This is a genomic window from Streptoverticillium olivoreticuli subsp. olivoreticuli, assembly GCF_003391135.1.
Taxonomy (GTDB): domain Bacteria; phylum Actinomycetota; class Actinomycetes; order Streptomycetales; family Streptomycetaceae; genus Streptomyces; species Streptomyces blastmyceticus.
Map to the genome: position 1 here is coordinate 5,572,984 of NZ_CP031455.1, position 17,278 is coordinate 5,590,261.

13 protein-coding genes and 1 rRNA gene are annotated in these 17,278 nt (G+C 69.8%); 6 read left to right on the forward strand and 8 right to left on the reverse strand.

Features of this window, described 5'->3' with window-relative positions:
- Window positions 1-46: 46 nt before the first annotated feature.
- Window positions 47-163: ribosomal RNA gene (gene rrf / locus DXZ73_RS24620) — 5S ribosomal RNA — on the forward strand.
- Between the two features lie 74 nt (window positions 164-237).
- On the opposite strand, the gene DXZ73_RS24625 is transcribed toward rrf, so the two are convergent.
- The gene (locus tag DXZ73_RS24625) at window positions 238-1,209 is read right to left on the reverse strand and encodes a hydroxyacid dehydrogenase (protein WP_116213234.1); all 972 of its coding nucleotides are present in this window, start codon (window positions 1,207-1,209) and stop codon (window positions 238-240) included.
- 112 nt (window positions 1,210-1,321) lie between these two features.
- Between DXZ73_RS24625 and DXZ73_RS24630 the strand changes: the two genes are divergently transcribed.
- Window positions 1,322-1,861: a GNAT family N-acetyltransferase gene (locus tag DXZ73_RS24630; RefSeq protein WP_116213235.1), complete on the forward strand. Its 540-nt coding sequence runs from the start codon at window positions 1,322-1,324 to the stop codon at window positions 1,859-1,861.
- A 148-nt stretch (window positions 1,862-2,009) separates the two neighbouring features.
- On the opposite strand, the gene DXZ73_RS24635 is transcribed toward DXZ73_RS24630, so the two are convergent.
- The 6 genes from DXZ73_RS24635 to DXZ73_RS24660 form a co-directional block, all read right to left on the reverse strand.
- Window positions 2,010-3,479: a type VI secretion protein gene (locus DXZ73_RS24635; RefSeq protein ID WP_116213236.1), complete on the reverse strand. Its 1,470-nt coding sequence runs from the start codon at window positions 3,477-3,479 to the stop codon at window positions 2,010-2,012.
- Between the two features lie 3 nt (window positions 3,480-3,482).
- Window positions 3,483-4,904: an ATP-binding protein gene (locus DXZ73_RS24640; RefSeq protein WP_116213237.1), complete on the reverse strand. Its 1,422-nt coding sequence runs from the start codon at window positions 4,902-4,904 to the stop codon at window positions 3,483-3,485.
- A 191-nt stretch (window positions 4,905-5,095) separates the two neighbouring features.
- Entirely contained in the window at window positions 5,096-6,649 is a 1,554-nt protein-coding gene (locus tag DXZ73_RS24645) for an SCO6880 family protein (RefSeq protein WP_116215825.1), read from the reverse strand.
- Window positions 6,650-6,651: 2 nt separating this feature from the next.
- Entirely contained in the window at window positions 6,652-8,028 is a 1,377-nt protein-coding gene (locus tag DXZ73_RS24650) for a hypothetical protein (protein WP_116213238.1), read from the reverse strand.
- A complete protein-coding gene (locus DXZ73_RS24655; RefSeq protein WP_116215826.1) occupies window positions 8,018-8,896 on the reverse strand; it encodes a hypothetical protein in 879 nt (292 codons plus the stop codon). The genes DXZ73_RS24650 and DXZ73_RS24655 overlap by 11 nt, the downstream gene beginning before the upstream one ends.
- 287 nt (window positions 8,897-9,183) lie before the next feature.
- Window positions 9,184-9,495, reverse strand: a complete 312-nt coding sequence (locus DXZ73_RS24660) for a hypothetical protein (protein ID WP_116213239.1) — start codon at window positions 9,493-9,495, stop codon at window positions 9,184-9,186.
- 405 nt (window positions 9,496-9,900) lie between these two features.
- Here DXZ73_RS24660 and DXZ73_RS24665 point away from each other — a divergent pair, with 405 nt between their 5' ends.
- On the forward strand, window positions 9,901-11,148 hold the full coding sequence (locus DXZ73_RS24665) for a serine/threonine-protein kinase (protein ID WP_205519219.1): 1,248 nt from the start codon (window positions 9,901-9,903) through the stop codon (window positions 11,146-11,148).
- Window positions 11,149-11,358: 210 nt separating this feature from the next.
- Here DXZ73_RS24665 and DXZ73_RS24670 read toward each other — a convergent pair whose 3' ends face one another.
- Window positions 11,359-11,556: a DUF397 domain-containing protein gene (locus DXZ73_RS24670; RefSeq protein ID WP_116213240.1), complete on the reverse strand. Its 198-nt coding sequence runs from the start codon at window positions 11,554-11,556 to the stop codon at window positions 11,359-11,361.
- A gap of 138 nt (window positions 11,557-11,694) precedes the next feature.
- Here DXZ73_RS24670 and DXZ73_RS24675 point away from each other — a divergent pair, with 138 nt between their 5' ends.
- Genes DXZ73_RS24675 through DXZ73_RS24685 form a run of 3 tightly spaced genes read left to right on the forward strand, consistent with a single transcriptional unit; the run spans window position 11,695 to window position 17,278 of the window.
- Entirely contained in the window at window positions 11,695-12,078 is a 384-nt protein-coding gene (locus tag DXZ73_RS24675) for an SseB family protein (RefSeq protein WP_116213241.1), read from the forward strand.
- The gene (locus tag DXZ73_RS24680) at window positions 12,075-12,611 is read left to right on the forward strand and encodes a hypothetical protein (protein ID WP_116213242.1); all 537 of its coding nucleotides are present in this window, start codon (window positions 12,075-12,077) and stop codon (window positions 12,609-12,611) included. Before DXZ73_RS24675 ends, DXZ73_RS24680 begins: the two co-directional genes overlap by 4 nt.
- A complete protein-coding gene (locus DXZ73_RS24685) occupies window positions 12,611-17,278 on the forward strand; it encodes a putative T7SS-secreted protein (protein WP_116213243.1) in 4,668 nt (1,555 codons plus the stop codon). The genes DXZ73_RS24680 and DXZ73_RS24685 overlap by 1 nt, the downstream gene beginning before the upstream one ends.

A 17,278-nucleotide genomic window follows, 5' to 3' on the forward strand; every position in this document is an offset into this window, starting at 1 on the left:
TGAAGTAACGACCGTGTTGCTATCCGGTTGGTTAATTTCATAGAGTTTCGGTGGTCATAGCGTTAGGGAAACGCCCGGTTACATTCCGAACCCGGAAGCTAAGCCTTTCAGCGCCGATGGTACTGCATGGGGGACCGTGTGGGAGAGTAGGACGCCGCCGAACAAATTTTGAGAAATGCCCTGGTGGGAACTCCGGTTCCTGCCAGGGCATTTCTGCGTTTCCGGACACTTTTTTGTTCATGCGAGCCGTTCCAACTGGTCGCGGGTCACCCGCCCCACCAGTGGGGCACCGCGCACCAGCCGCGCGACCTCGTCCACGGCATACACCCCGAGCCGGCGGGCCTCGCTGCCCTGCGCACCCGCGATATGCGGAGTGACCAGGACGTTCCGCAGTCGCAGCAAGGGGTGCCCGGCAGGCAGGGGTTCGGGCTCGGTGACGTCGAGGAAGGCGTCCAGGCGGCCCGAGGAGCACTCCCGGGTGAGCGCTTCCGTGTCGATGAGCGAGCCGCGCGCGGTATTGATGACCGTGCCGCCGTCGGGGACGAGAGCGAGATGTTCCGCGTCCAACAGATGGTGCGTCTCGGGCAATTGCGGGGCGTGCACGCTGACGATGCCGGACTCTCGGCAGAGGTCGGCGAGACCGACGGATTCCGCACCGAGGCTCGCAGCCTCGCCGGCGGAGACGTAAGGGTCGTGCAGAAGAAGCCGATATCCGACGCAGGAAGCCCGCAGCCGGGCCAGGACCCGGCGGCCTATGCGGGAGGCGCCGATGATGCCGATGGTGCGGCCGTCGGAGCCCTGCCGGTCACGGAACGCGGGCCATCCGGACTCATAGGCCGCCGCGGTCGAGAGGGCCTTTTTCGTGGCGAACGTGATCGCGGCGAGGCTGTAGTCGACGACCGGGCCGGCATTGGCCCCGGCGGCCGAGGAGACGGCTATGTCACGTTCCCAGACCCCCGGGGTCACCAACTCCTTTATTGATCCCGCGGCATGGATGACGGCCCGCAATCGCGGCGCGTTCTCCAGCACGTCCTCCGTCAGGGTGGGGCACCCCCAGCCGGTGATCAGTATGTCGGCGCCCTCGAGTGCCGCACGGGCCTGTGGAGTGGTGAGCGGACCGACCAGTGTGCCGAGGACCGGAGCGGCCAACTCCGCGAGCCTGGCCCGTAGCTCCGGGGGGAGGACCGCCGCGGCTTCGTCCGCCCCCATGGCTATGACTACGACCAACCCCCGTATACCGTTCACGCGCTGACCCATGCCCCTGAGGCAAACCGGGAAAACTCATTTGCCCTGGCCGTGGGCACCGGTTGACCATCAGCGGATGGAGCACCTCATCAGAACCGTACGCCCGGACGAGTGGGAGAAGGTCAAGGAGCTGCGGCTGACCGCGCTCTCCGACCCGGCCGCGCCGATCGCCTTTCTCAGCACCTATGACGAGGCTGTCGTCCAGCCCGACGAGTTCTGGCAGGAGCGGGCGCGTTCGTCGACGTCCTTCATCGCCGAGGGGCCGGACGGCGAATGGGTGGGGAATGTGACCGTCCTGGTGGAACTGCCCGGTGTGGACGGGGTCTTCGGCGCCCCGGCGACCGTGCCGCAGACGCATTTGGTGGGGGTCTTCACGCGGCCCGAGCACCGGGGCACGGGGCTGACCGAGGCTCTCTTCCGGGCGGCGCTCGACTGGTCGTGGGAGCGGTCCGATCCTCGTGTCGCGCGCGTGCGTCTGTATGTGCATGAGCGCAACGCTCGTGCGGCGGGGCTCTATCGGAAGCTGGGCTTCGAGCGGACGGGGGTGACGGTGCCGATGGAGGGTGACCCGTCTTCGCTGGAGTACGAGATGGCTGTGGCGCGGCCTGCGGTTTGAGACGGCCCGTCGCGCCTGCGGCGGGCTTTTCCCCAGCCCCGCCCCTTCCCGGCTGTATCCGATTTGCGGCTCCGCCGCGTGGGGGGCTTCGCCCCAGACCCCGAAGCACGCTCCGCGCGCTGTCCTCAAACGCCGGACAGGCTGATCGCTACCGCCGTAGCGAGGCGTGCGGCCAGCGGGCGCGGGCTTGTTCTTCCGAGCGCATGAAGGCATATGTCGGCAGGCCCAACGACGAGCCCTCCGCCAGGAGATCCGGCAAGGAAGGCACCGGCGCCACCGCCGCGACATCGTCGAGGACGAGTGTCAGTGGTGGGTCGAGCCGACCGGCAGATGACCGTCCGGCCATGCCCCGGCCGAGCTCGACCACGCTTGCGGCGAGTGCGGTCAGCAGGGGCATCGCACCCGGGCGGGTGCGGGGATCCTCAATCGCCTCACCCACCACGTAGAGGGTTCCCCCTTCTGCGATGAATGATTCCCACGCGAGCGCATCGGATCGATTGGGATTGCACGCGTCCCGAATATGGATGGACGAAAGGGAGTTGAGCGCCCGACTCGTCAATTCTTGGGCCAAATCCTTGCGTTCCGGGTGTCCGGTCAGCGCGGACTCCAGTTCGCCGGCCGCGCCGCCCGCCGCCTTGGGGTGCGTGCGGAGGATCCGTACGGGCTCGTGCGCCGCCGTTCCCTGGGCCCAGCGGTGCACTTGGCGGAACGGCCGGCCGTCCACGGCGGCCGCGTGCAGCCAGCAGCGCAGCAGGGTCTCCGCGGTGTCGGCCGTCGCCGAGTCCAGGGCGCTCCGCGGGCGCACGGGAGCGAGCAGCGCCGCGGCGCGCGCCGCGGCCGTGTCACGGAGCTCGCAGCCGACGGTGGGGGACCAGCGCAGGCGGCTCGGGGTGTCGAGGAGGTGGCCCGGGTCGAAGACGTGGACCGGGCCGAGCTTCGCGCGGGAGTCCTTGGTCTCGGCCCACAGGCCCGGGTCGCTGGTGGTCACCAGGACGGGTCCGGCGGCCTCGAGGACCGCGCGCGCCGCGGCACCGCGCCGGTCGGAGCCGTAGACGACGCGGGGAGTCGGGGCGTCGTCGGCCGGGGCGGGGGCCGGGGCGTCCGCGGGCGCCGTGGCGGGCTGTTGCCGCTCCACGGGCTGCGGAGGCACAGGGACAGGCGCCGGTGCAGGAGAAGCCGCCTGAGGGCGCTCCGGCGCCTCCGCAGGGGCCTCTGCGACCGTCACCGTCTCCGCGGTCGCTTCCGCCCGCCGTCGCGCCCGTACGGTCCGCCAGCGGGTCCACGTGCCGAGGATGAAGATCCACAGCACGATGAGGGTCAGCAGCTCGCCGATGAGGATGCCCCAGAAGAGTCCGTACCCCGAGAGCGTGTCCGGTGGGGCGTCCGGCCAGGCGGCCGCGAGGTCGTGCGGCTGGGTGGCCAGGTGGCGCAGGGCCACGGGCGTACCGTCCAGGCTGACACCGTCCGGCCAGGAGCCGTGGGCGGCCAGGCCCGCGAGGCCGGTCGTCACCCACACCAGCAGCGTCAGGCTCAGCAATAACGCGATGGCGCCGACCAACAGGGCGTCCGGAATGCCGCGTTCAGGTCTGCGGCTCCCGTTGGGGCCGGTGCTCGTCATCGGTCACGCCACCGTCGACTCGGAGGAGCCGTACGCCTCGTCGGCCAGTTGCGCCTCGATCGCCGCGGCCGCGCGTTCGGCGGCCGCCGCCTCCGCCGCGAGTTCGCGGGCGAGGTAGTCGTCGCCGTTCTCGGTCATCGCGCGGTCGGTGTAGACCAGGGGCCGCTCGACGTCGGTGATGAGGTGCTTGACCACTTGGACGTTGCCGTTGACGTCCCAGACGGCGATGCCGGGCGTCAGCGTGGGGATGATCTCGACGGCCCACCTCGGCAGGCCGAGGACCCTGCCGGTGGCGCGGGCCTCGTCGGCCTTCTGCGCGTAGATGGTGCGGGTGGAGGCCATCTTCAGGATCGCGGCCGCCTCCCGCGCGGCCGCGCCGTCGACCACGTCCGACAGGTGGTGCACCACCGCCACGAACGACAGGCCGAGCCGTCGGCCGAACTTCAGCAGGCGCTGGAACAGCTGGGCGACGAAAGGCGAGTTGATGATGTGCCAGGCCTCTTCCACCAGGAAGATGCGCTTCTTCCGGTCCGGGCGGATCCAGGTGTGTTCGAGCCACACGCCCACGATGGCCATCAGGATGGGCATGGCGATCGAGTTGCGGTCGATGTGCGAGAGGTCGAAGACGATCAGCGGTGCGTCGAGGTCGATGCCCGCCGTCGTCGGTCCGTCGAACATGCCCCGCAGGTCGCCGTCGACCAGCCGGTCCAGTACGAGGGCGACGTCGAGGCCCCACGCGCGTACGTCGTCTATGTCGACATTCATCGACTCCGCGGACTCGGCTTCCGGGTGGCGCAGTTGCTCGACGATGTCGGTCAGCACGGGTTGACGGTCGAGGATCGTCTCGTTGACGTAGGAGTGCGCCACCTTGAGCGCGAAACCGGACCGCTCGTCCAGGCCGCGGCCCAGGGCCACCTCGATGATGGTGCGCAGCAGGGCGAGCTGCCCGGTCGTGGCGATGGAGGGGTCCAGCGGGTTCAGCCGGATGCCGCCGTTGAGGGCGGCCGCCGGGTCGAGCCGGATGGGGGTTATCCCCAGCTGCTGGGCGATGAGGTTCCACTCGCCGACGCCGTCCTCGCCCTGTGCGTCGAGAACGACGACCTGGCGGTCGCGGAAGCGCAGTTGGCGCAGGACGTACGTCTTCTCCAGTGCCGACTTGCCGTTGCCGGACTCGCCGAGCACCAGCCAGTGCGGGGCCGGCAGCTGCTGTCCGTACAGCTGGAACGGGTCGTAGATGTAGCCCTTGCCGGAGTAGACCTCGCGGCCGATGACGACGCCCGAGTCGCCGAGGCCCGGGGCGGCGGTCGGGAGGTAGACGGCCTGGGCCTGTCCGGTGGAGGTGCGGACGGGCAGCCGGGTGGTCTCCACCTTTCCGAACAGGAAGCTGGTGAATGCCTCGGTCAATACGGCCAGTGGGTCGAGCACGGCGTTGCCCCTATCGTCGGATGCCGGTTGCGAACGGCAGCGTGTTGACGAAGGCTCTGTGGTGCTCGCGGTCGCACGAATGGCGCGGAGCGCGTGGCAGGGCCTGCGCAGCGCTGTTGTTCCCCGTCCGCTGAGTGGCAGCGACAAGCGCTTCGGTCGGTACGGCCAGTGGGTCGAGCACGGCGTTGCCCCTATCGTCGGATGCCGGTTGCGAACGGCAGCGTGTTGACGAAGGCTCTGTGGTGCTCGCGGTCGCACCACTCCAGCTTGAGGTAGCTCTTGCCGGCCGACGCTCTTATCGTGCGCTTGTCGCGCGCGAGTGCCTCCGGTGAACGCGACGACACGGTGATGTACCCGACGAGGTTGACGCCCGCCGCGCCGCTGGCGAGGTCCTCGCCGCGCTGGTCGACGCGGGAGTGGTGGGCGACGTCGCGCGGGTCGACGACCCGGTTCATCTTCGCGGCGCGGGAGGCGTCCGCGTCGTCGTTCGTCTTCTCCGTCAGCATCCGCTCGATGGCGACGTCCGTCGGCTCCAGGTCCATGCAGACGGCGACCGTCCGGATGACGTCCGGGGTGTGGACGAGCAGGGGGGCGAGGAAGTTGACGCCCACGGGCGTCATGGGCCATTCCTTCACCCAGGCGGTGGAGTGACACCAGGGCGCGCGCGTTGACGACTCGCGCGTCTTCGCCTGGAGGTACGTCGGCTCCATGGCGTCCAGTTCGGCGGGCCACGCGTTGCGCTGCGTCATCGCCTGGATGTGGTCGATGGGGTGGTCCGGGTCGTACATCGAGTGCACGAGCGACGCCAGCCGCCCCTGCCCGAGCGGCTGGCGCACCCGGATGTCGGCCTCGGCGAGCCGGGCGCAGATGTCCGTGAGCTCGCGGGCCATGACGACGGCCAGGCCGCCGTCCCGGTCCAGCCGCCGGGTGCCGCTCTCGTGGCGGGAGGCGCGGGCGATGGTCTGTGCCTCGGCGGCCAGCTCGCGGGTGTAGTGCATGCAGGCGACGAGGTAGGCGCGGTGCTGCTCGGAGGAGGTCGACACCATCGACTGCAGCTGGTCGTAGGAGTCCTTGAGCCACTTCGGGGACTTCTCGTCGCCCCGGCGCTCGACGTCCTTGGCGTGCGCGTCGGGGTCGGCGGGCAGCGTACGGGCCAGCATCTGGATGCGGGTCACATAGCCGTCGCCGTTGGCGACGTGCTTGAGCAGCGTGCCGAACCGGTCGACCAGCGCCTCCTGGTCCTCCGAGTCGCGCAGCCCGACGCCCGGCCCCTCGATCTCGATCGCGGCGGTGACCGTACGGCGGTCGGCGTGCAGCAGCACGGCGATCTCGTCCGGCCCGAACGGCGCCGCCAGCCAGCTGATCCGCCCGATCCCCGGCGGCGGGCCGACCTCGATCTCGCGCCCGTCCAGGCGCGTACCGGCCTCGGAGGCGGAGGAGCGGTAGGCGGCGCCGCGGCGCAGCGTGCGCTTGTACGTGCGGTTGATCTCGAACCACTTGTAGAACGTGCGCTGCTTGTACGGGACGTACACGGCCGACAGCGCGAGCACCGGGAAGCCGGTGAGGGTGAGGATCCGCAGCGGGAGGACGGGCACCAGGAGGCCGCACATCATGCCGAGGAAGGCGCCGGCGATGATCAGGGCGATCTCGCCGGTCTCCCGGTTCTTGCCGACGACCGCGTTGGGACGTGCGCGGCCGATCAGATACGTACGGCGGGCCGCGATCGGCTGGGACTGTGCCTGGATCGTCAACTCCGCTCACCTCCTGGAGCATTGCTGCGGTTCTGTGCGCGAGGCGCCGGTACGGCGGAGGGGGCGCTTCCGCCGCCGGTGTTCCCGCCTTCGGGGCGGGCGGGGGCGCGGGTGCTGTGGGCGGCGACGCCGCCGGAGACGGAGTTGCCGGGGCGGGGCTGGGCGGAGTTGTTGCCGCCGGCCGGGCCGTTGCCGCGGGCGCTGTGGGTGGTGATGCCCTGCTTGACCAGGGCGGCGGGCGAGGAGATCACGGCGGCCGCCTGCCGGGACGCCGCGTCCTTGCTGGCGCTGCGGGTGTGGACGATCTCGTCGCCGAAGCCGGGGACGAATCGATAGATCATCGCACTGGCGAAGATGGCAAGGATGATGATGGCGAGCCCCGACACGACCGCCGAGAAGGAGTTCGGGCCCTTTCCGGAGGACAGGGCTCCGGCGAGCCCCAGCACCACGACGATGATCGGTTTCACCAGGATCACCGCGAGCATGATGCCTGCCCAGCGGCGCACGTGGCCCCACATGTTCTTGTCGACGAGCCCCGCGTAGACGGCTGTGCCGAGGAGGGCGCCGACGTAGAGCAGGGCGGCCCGGATCACCAGCTCCAGCCACAGCACGCCCGCGGCGAGCACGGAGACGAGGGACACCACGATCAGCATGATCGGCCCGCCGCCGATGTGGTCGCGCTTCTGGAGGGCGTCGGCGAAGGCGCCGAAGAAGGTGTCGTTGTTCGAACCACTGCCGGTGGAGATGACGGCGGTGACGGCGTCGGTGGCCGATACGAGTGTGTAGAGGATCAACGGGGTGAACGCGGAAGCGAGCACCGTCAGCCACAGGAACCCCACGGCCTCCGTGAACGCCTCCGAGAACGGCACCCCGCGCACGGCCCGCTTGGCGACGGCCAGCAGCCAGAGGACGAGGGTGAGGATGCTGGACGCCGCGAAGACGACGGCGTACTGCTGGAGGAAGGTGGCGTTGGTGAAGTCGACGTTGCCGGTGGAGTGCACGGCCTCGGAGAGCTTCTTGACGATCCAGGAGGCGGCGTCGGCACAGCCCTTGGAGAGCGAGTCGAGGGGGTCGAGGGAGGATTGGGGGTCGGGGGTGGAGGGGGTGGATCCGTTTTTCTTGCCGCCCTCGCAGTAGTCCTTGGCCAGGCCCGAGATCAGGTCGCACGGGCCCTTGCTCTTGCTGGCGCCCGGGGAGGGCAGAGTCGAGGGGGCGGTCGACGGCAGGGTGGATGGGTTCGGTGCCGAAGGCGCCGGGGCGGAGGGCGACGGCGGGGCCGCCGCTGCTCTCGAAGCGAGCGTGAACAGGGTCACTTGGGCGGATACCACCAGCGCCGTGACGGAGAGGCCGCGAAGGCGACGGCTACCTGGCATAAGTGAACCCTCCGTACCCGTTGACCGCGTTCGTGATCTCCTCGGCCCCCGCGGCGGGTACGTCACCACTGACGGGAGCCGGTCCCTGCTTCTGCTCGGAGGACACGATCTTCCAGTCGTTGCCCACCCAGCGGAGTTTCTGGGTCATGGTGAACCACGTCTGGGTGACCGGCTTGGTCGATCCCTGGCCGGCGAGGCCCACCAGGCCCGTGCACCAGACCGCGACCGTCGCCTCGCCGTCGTTGTACGCGGTGGCCTTCGAGCCAACGGGCACGGTGCGCGATACGAAGGTCAGGCCCTTGGGCGCCGATCCGTCGGGGGCCAGGCCGACGTTCTTGAAGAAGTCGGCGCTGTACGCCTTGTCCAGATCTCTCTGGAGGGCGGGTGCGGCGTCGGGCGTATGGATGCCGTCCACGATCGCGTGACGGGTGTCCGTCTTGAACATTCCGTCCCCGCCGAGCGCAACCGCATAATTCGACGCCGCCGACTGCGCCCCCTGCTCCGTATGCGCGAAGCCCGACGCGATCCCCGTCGCGCCGTCCTTGCCGGACACGGGTTTCTCGCCGGTGGGGGCAGTCGCCTGCGCACTCGCGCCGCCCCTCGAGTCCGACTCGTCCGACGAGGACCCGCCGCCTCTGTTCGCGAAGGCGATCGCCGCGATGAGCAGGACGACGACGCCGACGACGGTGATCAGATTCCGGCCGGACAGGCCGCTGCCGCTGCCACGACCGCCGCCACGGCCGCGCCGGTTGGGGCCGTACGGGTCGCCCTCGCCCTCCGGCAGGCGGGTGCGCGTCAGGTGGCGGTCGGAGCCGGCCGGTTCGCCGTAGTCCTGGCCGTTGCCGTAGCCGTCGTCACCGAGACTCATCGCGCGCACGTCCCCTCATACGTCTTCGCCGCTGTGGCACCCGCATATGACGGTAGCGGCGCGAAGCGATTCTGGGGGGAGGAGTACGAGGGGGTGTGAGGGGGCATCAGGTGGCAGCCTCGGTGCGGGGGGACTCGGGGACGAGAGGGTCTGCGCGGGGGTGATGCGCGGCGGGACTCATGGGATCGGTGGGGTGGTTGGGGCGGCCGGGGCTGACGTAGCAAAAGTTGTCGGACGCTGGGCGGAGTTCGTCAAGAGGGCCGCGCGGTACGGCCGGATCGCGTGGGTCAGATGGCCATGCCGTAGACAATCGTGAAGAGCGTGCCGAGCGAGCCGATGATGAATACACCGGTGAGCCCGGCCACGATCAGTCCCTTGCCCTGTTCGGCGCTGAAAGTGTCCCGCAGGGCCGTCGCCCCGATGCGCTGTTTCGCCGCGCCCCAGATCGCGATGGCGAGGCAGAGCAGGATTGCCGCGGCCATCACGACCTCGACCAGAACGCGCGCCTCATTGCCCAGGCTGCCGAACGGCCCCCATTTCGGGGCAATTCCGCCAATGATGGTGTTGATGTCACCCTTGTCGCCGGCCGCCAAAAACATTTGTAACTCACCGCCCCTTATGGGTAGTTGTCAACCCCTCCGCCGCCTGGCAAAGGTCAGGACCTATCTTCGCCGACGATGCCCCTCCGGCATGTCGACTTGGCGCCATTTTTTGCCGGAACCCGTACGCGTTTCATCGATGCAGGTCCGGCCCGCGACGCGAGGCGCTGTCAGTGGGGAGCTCTATGGTGACTCTATGTATCACGGGCATGGACGGCGAGCAATGATCGGCGAGGTGGGGGGCCATGCGGACGTTCGGGCGGCAGGGTGTTCGGTCGGTACGCTGGGGCCTGCGCCGCCCGGTTGACCACCGGGCCTCGTGGCTGTGGGGCCTGATCGTCGCGTGCGTCGCCCTCGCAGCCCGGGTCCGGCGCTTCGGGGGCATCGAGAACAAGGGTGGTACGGGTGCTGGTAGCCGATCGGTACCGGCTGGGAGAGCTGCTCGGCCGCGGCGGAATGGGCGAAGTCTGGGAAGCCCAGGACGAGGTGCTCGGCCGTCAGGTCGCGGTGAAGCTCCTGCTGGGCGACGAGGCGGACGAGTCGGCCGCCTCGCGATTCAGGCTGGAGGCGCAGACGGCTGCCCGTCTGAATCACCCCCAAGTGGTCGCGGTGTACGACTTCGGGGCCTGGGACGGGCGTTTCTATCTGGTCATGGAGCTGGTCCGGGGCCCGAGCCTGGCCCAGGAGCTGGCCGCGCGCGGCACCCTGGACCCCGCCCGCGTCGCCCGCATCGCCGCCCAGGCCGCCTCCGGGCTCGCGGCCGCGCACCGGCAGGGAGTGGTCCACCGGGACGTCAAGCCCGGCAATCTCATGCTCGACGCCGACGGCACGCTGAAGATCGGCGACTTCGGGATCGCCCGGTTCGTGGACGAGACCTCCACGGCGCTGACCAGGGTCGGCCAGATCGTCGGCACCAGCACCTACCTCGCCCCGGAGCGAGCGCTGGGCCGCATGGCCGGGCCCGCCTCCGACGTCTACGCGCTGGGCTGCGTGATCTACCAGCTCCTCGCGGGCCAACCGCCGTTCTGGGCGGACAGCCCCACTGCTCTGCTCTATCTCCATGTCGACGCGGCACCGGTACCGCCACGGCAGCACCGGGCCGATCTGCCGCCCGCCTTCGAGTCCTGTCTGCTGCGCATGCTGGCCAAGCGGCCGGAGGAGCGGCCGGCGGCGGAGGAAGTGGCGCAGTGGTTCGGGGGTACGGCGTGGCAGGGTGACGCGCGTCCGGCTGTGCCTGTGGCTGCGCCTCTGGTTGCGCCTTTCGTTTCGCCGGGGGCTGTTGGGGGTGCTGGGCCTGTGCCGATGCCGGCTGCCGCGCCGCCTGTACGGCCGCCGGTGCCTGCGCCCGCGCACCGGCCCGCTCCTGTGTCCGCACCGGTTTCCGCGCCTGTGTCTGCGCCTGTGCGGCGTGGGCGCAAGGACGTGCGGAAGTCGAAGACGTTGGGCATCGCGGTCGCCGGGGCTGTGGCGTTCGTGGTGGCCGCGGCGATCGGCGCCTGGGCGTTCGGGTCCGGTGGGGGTGGGGGAGCGGGGCCGTCGGGGCCGGCGGTTCAGCAAGTCGTTCCGGCGGAGGTTACTGCTTCGCCTTCGGGTGATGTTCGCAAGGGTGGGCACGGGAAGCGGGCCAAATCGGGCCGGGAGTCCGACGACTGATCGGTCGCTGCGCGGCTTTTTCCCCTACCCGCCCCTTCCCGGCTGTGTCGATTTGCGGCTTCGCCGCGTGGGGGCTCGTGGCCCAGCCCCCGGCTGTCCCGCCGTTGCCGCCTGCGGCGGGAGCGCCCTTCGGGCGTGTCCTCAAACGCCGGACGGGCTGGATTTCGCGGACCGTAGCTCGCAAATCAGCCCGACCGGTGAGGACATTCCCTAACCCTCCACGAAATGGTCGAACTCGCCCGCCTTGACGCCCAGGACGAACGCGTCCCACTTCGCGTCCGTGGTCACCACCACCTCGTCCGGCCGGTGGTTCTCGCGGATGTAGACATTGCCGTCGTCACCGAACGCGACTTCCAGGTATTCCGTTTCGTCGCCTTCGGTCGCCGGAATCCAGTTGAGCTCTGCCACGATGCCCCCTCAAGGGATATACGGCCGAATGTCGTTGCTCACGATAGAGGACCGCCGGGCACCCCACCTGACCCTCCGTTCGATTCATGTCGCCCGCTGTATACGCTGCCTCGGGGGCAGGGAAGGGGCGGGGAGACGGTGTCGTTGAGGGATGAGGTCGCCGCGGTCCACGCGGTGCGGGGGCGGCCGGCCGCGCTGGTCGGGGAGTTCCGGCGGACGGCCGTGCTCGTACCGATGGATGGTCAGGGCGGGCTGTGGACCGCGGAGTTCGGCGGCGTGCAATGGATCTACGCCTTCACCGACGAGGCCGCGCTGGCCCGGTTCGCCGCGGCGCGTGGTGAGGCGGCGCGCGACTGGGAGTACCGGTCCGTGCTCGGCGCACGGCTGCTGGACGTCGTCGTGCCCGCCGTCGGCGAACCGACCGGTGTCGCACTGGACGTGGGCGGCGAGCGTCCCATGATGTTCCCGCCGGTGGCGGGCATCGTCCCCGAGCGCGCCGCCATCGACAGGGCGACGCGATGAGCGATGGCATACACGCCCCCAAGGACGCTCTCGACAACATCACCAAGGGCCTCAACGGCGCCATAGAGGAGCTGAAGAAGTCCGGCGGCTCGCCCGGCGAGGCGGCTACCGGCCGTGGTTTCGGCGAGCTCGCCCTCTCCGGCATGGAGACCGGCCACCAGGGGCTGACGGACTCCTTCAAGTCGTTCTGCCACCGCTGGGAGTGGGGCGTACGGGCGCTGGTGCACGACGGCAGCCAGTTCGCCGAGCGCGTGGGCCTGGCCGCCGGTTACTACCACGAGGGCGACGCGTACATCTCGAACACCTTCAAGGTGACCACCAACGCCCTCATGGGCAACCCGCACATGACCGAGGAGCAGGCGGAGCAGCAGTCCTGGGGGAAGACGTTCTCGGACAACCCCTTCAACCAGATTGCGCACGCCGACTACAGCGCCGACTCCTTCAAGCATGCCGGTCACCATACGGACGCGGCCCTGGCGCGGACCATCGCCGACATCAAGGGCGAGGCGCCGCCGACCGGAGAGCGTCGCTGATGGCCATCTGGGACAACATCGGCGACAAGGTCGAGCACACCGTCGACGCGGGAAAGAGGGGGCTCGGCGAGGCCGTCGAATGGGGTGGCCACAAGGTCGCCGACGTCGCCGACGACCTCGGGTTCCACGGTGCGGCCAAGGCCGTCGACGACTGGTCCGACAAGACCGCTTCCGGTCTGGGAGCGGAGGTCGGCGAGAAGCGGCTCGACGAGACCGACGACCCCAAAGAGCTCGTCCACGGCGACGCGAAACGCATTGAGGCCACCGCGGGCCACCTGCGGAGCTTCCGTACCGCCTTCAACACCGCGCACGCCGGCATGCAGAAGGTCGACTCCTCGCAGTGGAAGGGCGAAGGATCGGACAACTTCGCGCAGAAGTTTGCCGAGCATGCACCGAAGTGGGCTCATGCGGCCGACTCCTGTCAGGACGCGGCGACCGCCCTGTCCGCGTACGCGCACACCGTCACCTGGGCGCAGGCCCAGGCCAAGGAGGCCGTACGCCTCTACAAGCAGGGCCAGGAGGCCGCCAAGGCGGCCAGGGACGCCTACAGCAAGGCGGCCGACGCATACGACGCGAAGGTGAAGGCGGGCCAGGACCCCGGTTCGCCGCCACCTCCGTGCACCGACCCGGGCATCGCCGACCGTGAGGAGGCGCAGCGCGTCCTGACCGAGGCCCGGAAGCAGCGCAATACCGCCGCCGCAGCCGCGCAGGCGCACATCGGCACGGCGGTCGAACTCGCCCCGAAGCTCCCCAAGTTCTCCGATCGCGTCGCCGGTGACGCGAAGGACCTCTTCGACGGCGGCCAGGTCGAGGCGATGCACCTGCTGGGTGGCGCGGTTCGGTCGGTGACCGATATGGCGCGGTTCGCCCGTACGCTCAACCCGCTCGACCCGTACAACATCACCCACCCCGCGGCGTACCTCGACGGCGTCGTCCAGACCGATGCCGGAATCGTCTCGCTCGCCGCTCACCCCGGCCGCATCCCCTCCACTCTCCTGGGTGACGGCTGGGGCTCGGACCCCTCCGAGGCCATGGGCCGGCTCGCGGGCAACATCACGATGGGCGTCGCCACGGGCGGCGGCAGCACCGCGGCCAACGCGGGTGAGCGGATGGCGATCGGAGCGGCGCGCCGTGGGGCGACGGACGCCGCCGAGGCGGGGGCGGAGCAGGGCGTCAAGAGCGGGGCCGCGCGCGAGGCGGTGGATGCCAACCCCAAGCAGGGCGGCATCGGGGAGGGCCAGAAGTGTGTCGGCGGTGACCCCATCGACCTGGCCACCGGCCGCATGTTCCTGCCCCAGACCGACGTCTCCCTGCCCGCCGCCGGGCTGCCCCTGCTGTTCGAGCGGCGGGCGGAGTCCGGCTACCGTGCGGGCCGCTGGCTGGGCCCGTCCTGGTCGAGCACCGTCGACGAGCGCCTGGAGATCGACTCCGCGGGCGTGGTCTACGTACGCGCCGACGGCATGCTGCTGAGCTATCCGCATCCGGCACCGGGCGTCCCGACCCTCCCTGTCGAAGGTCCGCGCTGGCCCTTGGCCAACGCCGACGGCGGCTATCTGATCACCGACCCGGCGTCCGGCCGTACCCGCCACTTCGCCCCGTACGGCGAGGATCTCGCCCTGCTCCAGCAGGTTTCCGACCGCGGAGGCCACTGGATCACCCTTGAGTACGACGCCGACGGCACGCCTCGCGCGCTCGTCCACGACGGCGGCTACCGCGTCCGCATCACCACCGACTCGGGCCGCATCACCGCGCTCCATCTGGTGACCGAAGGCGTCGAGACGGAGCTGATTCGGTACGGCTACACCGACGGAAACCTGACGGATGTCATCAACTCCTCGGGTCTGCCGCTGCGGTTCGACTACGACGAGCGCGGCCGGATCACCGCGTGGACCGACCGCAACGCCAGCCGGTACGTGTACGCGTACGACGACCGGGACCGCTGTGTCTTCCAGACCGGCACCGACGGCCATATGCGCTTCTCCCTGGAGTACGGGGAGCCCGACCCCGACACGGGCCTGCGCGTCACGGCGATGACCGACTCCCTGGGGCACACGACCCACTACGTCGTCGAGGACGCCACATCGCACGTCGTCGCCGAGATCGACCCGACCGGCGCCGCCACGCGCTCGCGCCGCGACCGCCACAACCGGCTGCTCTCCTGCACGGATGCCCTCGACCGGACGACCGAGTTCCGCTACGACGGGGCGGGGCGGCTCCTCTCGGTGACCCGCCCCGACGGCCGCGTGGCGACGGCGTCGTACGACTCGGCGGGCCACCCGGTGACCGTGACGGACGTGGACGGGACCGTCCGCCGCCAGACCTTCGACGCCGCCGGCCGCCGGACCTCCGCGACGGACCCTGCGGGGGCGGTCACCCGCTTCACGTACGACTCTTATGGCCACCTGTCGACGGTCACCGATGCGCTGGGCTCCACCACGCACGTCACCTGCGACACGGCGGGGCTGCCCGTCGAGGTGACGGACCCGCTCGGCGGGGTGACCACGTACCGCCGCGATGCCTTCGGCCGCGTGACGACCGTCATCGATCCGCTCGGCGCGACGACCCGGCTGTCGTGGACGGTGGAGGGACGGCTCGCCCGGCGCGTCGCGGCGGACGGGGCCGAGGAGAGGTGGACGTACGACGGCGAGGGCAACTGCGTCACGCACACGGACGCCCTCGGTGGAGTCACCCGCTCCGAATACACCCATTTCGACCGCTTGGCGGCGCGGACGGGTCCGGACGGGGTGCGCTACGAGTTCACCCACGACTCGCATCTCCAGCTGACGGCCGTCACCAATCCGCAAGGTCTGACCTGGAGTTACGAGTTCGACCCGGCGGGACGGCTCGCGTCGGAGACGGACTTCGACGGGCGGACGCTTCGGTATGCGCATGACGCGGTGGGGCGGCTCGTGTCGCGTACGGATCCGCTGGGGCAGACGGTCTCGTACGAGCGTGACGTGCTGGGGCGGGTGGTACGGAAGGACGCGGACGGTGCGGTGACCACGTACGTCCACGACGCTGCGGGCCGTCTTCTGGAGGCGGCGGGTCCGGACGCGACACTCGTGTACGGCCGGGACCGGCTCGGGCGGGTCAAGTCCGAGGGCTGCGACGGCCGTACGCTGACCTTCGCCTACGACGAACTGGGCCGCCGCACGCGCCGGGTCACGCCGATGGGTGTGGTGAGCGCGTGGGCGTACGACGCGGCGGGACGGCGTACGTCCATGACCGCGTCCGGTCACTCGTTCACGATGGAACACGACGCGGCGGGCCGGGAGATCGCCCGCCACTTCGGCGATGAGCTGACCCTGACCCATGACTGGGACCCGGTGGGCCGGCTGAGCTCCCAGTCGCTGCCTGGCGTTCTGTCCCGTACGTACACCTACCGTCGCGACGGGGCCGTCACCTCGATCGACGACCGCACGTTCTCGCTGGACGCGGTGGGCCGGGTGACGGGCGTGGACGCTCCGGGGTGGAGCGAGCGGTACGCGTACGACGAGGCGGGCAACCAGACGTCCGCCGACTGGCCCGGCCCTGGGCAGGAGGCGGTGGGCTCGCGCGCGTATGTGGGTACGCGCATTACCCGGGCGGGTGGCGTCCGTTACGAGCATGACGAACTCGGCCGCGTCGTCGTCCGGCGGAAGACCCGTCTCTCGCGAAAGCCGGATACGTGGCGGTACGAGTGGGACGCGGAGGACCGCCTGACGACGGTCGTCACTCCGGACGGCGCGCGGTGGCGCTATCTGTACGACCCACTGGGGCGCCGCATCGCGAAGCGACGCCTCGGCGCGGCGGGCGCGATTCTTGAAGAAGTCCGCTTCACGTGGGACGGGGCGACGCTGGTCGAGCAGACCACGATCTCTTCCGAGTTCCCCAACCCGGTCACGTTGACGTGGGACCACGATGGTCTCCACCCGATCGCCCAGACGGAGCGAATATCGGCGACGGGCGCGTCTCAACGGACAATAGACAAGCGCTTCTTCGCTATCGTCACGGACCTGATCGGCACTCCGACGGAGCTCGTCGACGAGTCGGGAGAGGTGGCGTGGCGCGCGCGCTCAACTCTCTGGGGCACGACGGCCTGGGCCACGGCCAGCACGGCCTACACGCCACTCCGCTTCCCGGGCCAGTACTTCGACCCGGAGACGGGCCTCCACTACAACTTCCACCGCCATTACGACCCGGAGTCGGCGCGCTATCTGTCACCGGATCCTCTGGGGTTGGCTCCGGCGCCGAATCCGGCTACGTATGTCCATAACCCGGTCACTTGGGCGGACCCGCTGGGGTTGGCGCCGGGGTGCGGGGAAGTCGTAGGGGTTCCCGAGGGGGAAGTCGCCTCACTGTTTCACTACACAAATGAGGCTGGCCATCAAGGGATATTGGAAAGTAACGAGATGAGAGCATCGATCCGGGCTCACAACCCGAAGGATGCGCGCTTCGGAGACGGCCAGTACTTGTCCGACATAGAGCCGGGTGCGAAGACGCCTGGTCAGCTCTCCTATGCGTTCATGCGCGTACCATGGGCCGGAAGGAAATTTACCCACTTCCTTGAGATAGACGTTCAAGGGCTTGGCGTCATGCGCTCCGTCGAGCGCCCAGATGTGTACGTTATTCCGAACGACGGCCCGCTGAACCTGGAAGGTCGAATCATCAGCCATGGGAAGAACTGA

Bases quoted from the DNA above. Each gene is read 5' to 3' on its own strand.
- DXZ73_RS24625 (WP_116213234.1), bottom strand. From the start codon at position 1,209: ATGGGGGCGGACGAAGCCGCGGCGGTCCTCCCCCCGGAGCTACGGGCC.
- DXZ73_RS24630 (WP_116213235.1), top strand. From the start codon at position 1,322: ATGGAGCACCTCATCAGAACCGTACGCCCGGACGAGTGGGAGAAGGTC.
- DXZ73_RS24635 (WP_116213236.1), bottom strand. From the start codon at position 3,479: ATGACGAGCACCGGCCCCAACGGGAGCCGCAGACCTGAACGCGGCATT.
- DXZ73_RS24650 (WP_116213238.1), bottom strand. From the start codon at position 8,028: ATGCCAGGTAGCCGTCGCCTTCGCGGCCTCTCCGTCACGGCGCTGGTG.
- DXZ73_RS24655 (WP_116215826.1), bottom strand. From the start codon at position 8,896: ATGAGTCTCGGTGACGACGGCTACGGCAACGGCCAGGACTACGGCGAA.
- DXZ73_RS24660 (WP_116213239.1), bottom strand. From the start codon at position 9,495: ATGTTTTTGGCGGCCGGCGACAAGGGTGACATCAACACCATCATTGGC.
- DXZ73_RS24680 (WP_116213242.1), top strand. From the start codon at position 12,075: ATGAGCGATGGCATACACGCCCCCAAGGACGCTCTCGACAACATCACC.
- DXZ73_RS24685 (WP_116213243.1), top strand. From the start codon at position 12,611: ATGGCCATCTGGGACAACATCGGCGACAAGGTCGAGCACACCGTCGAC.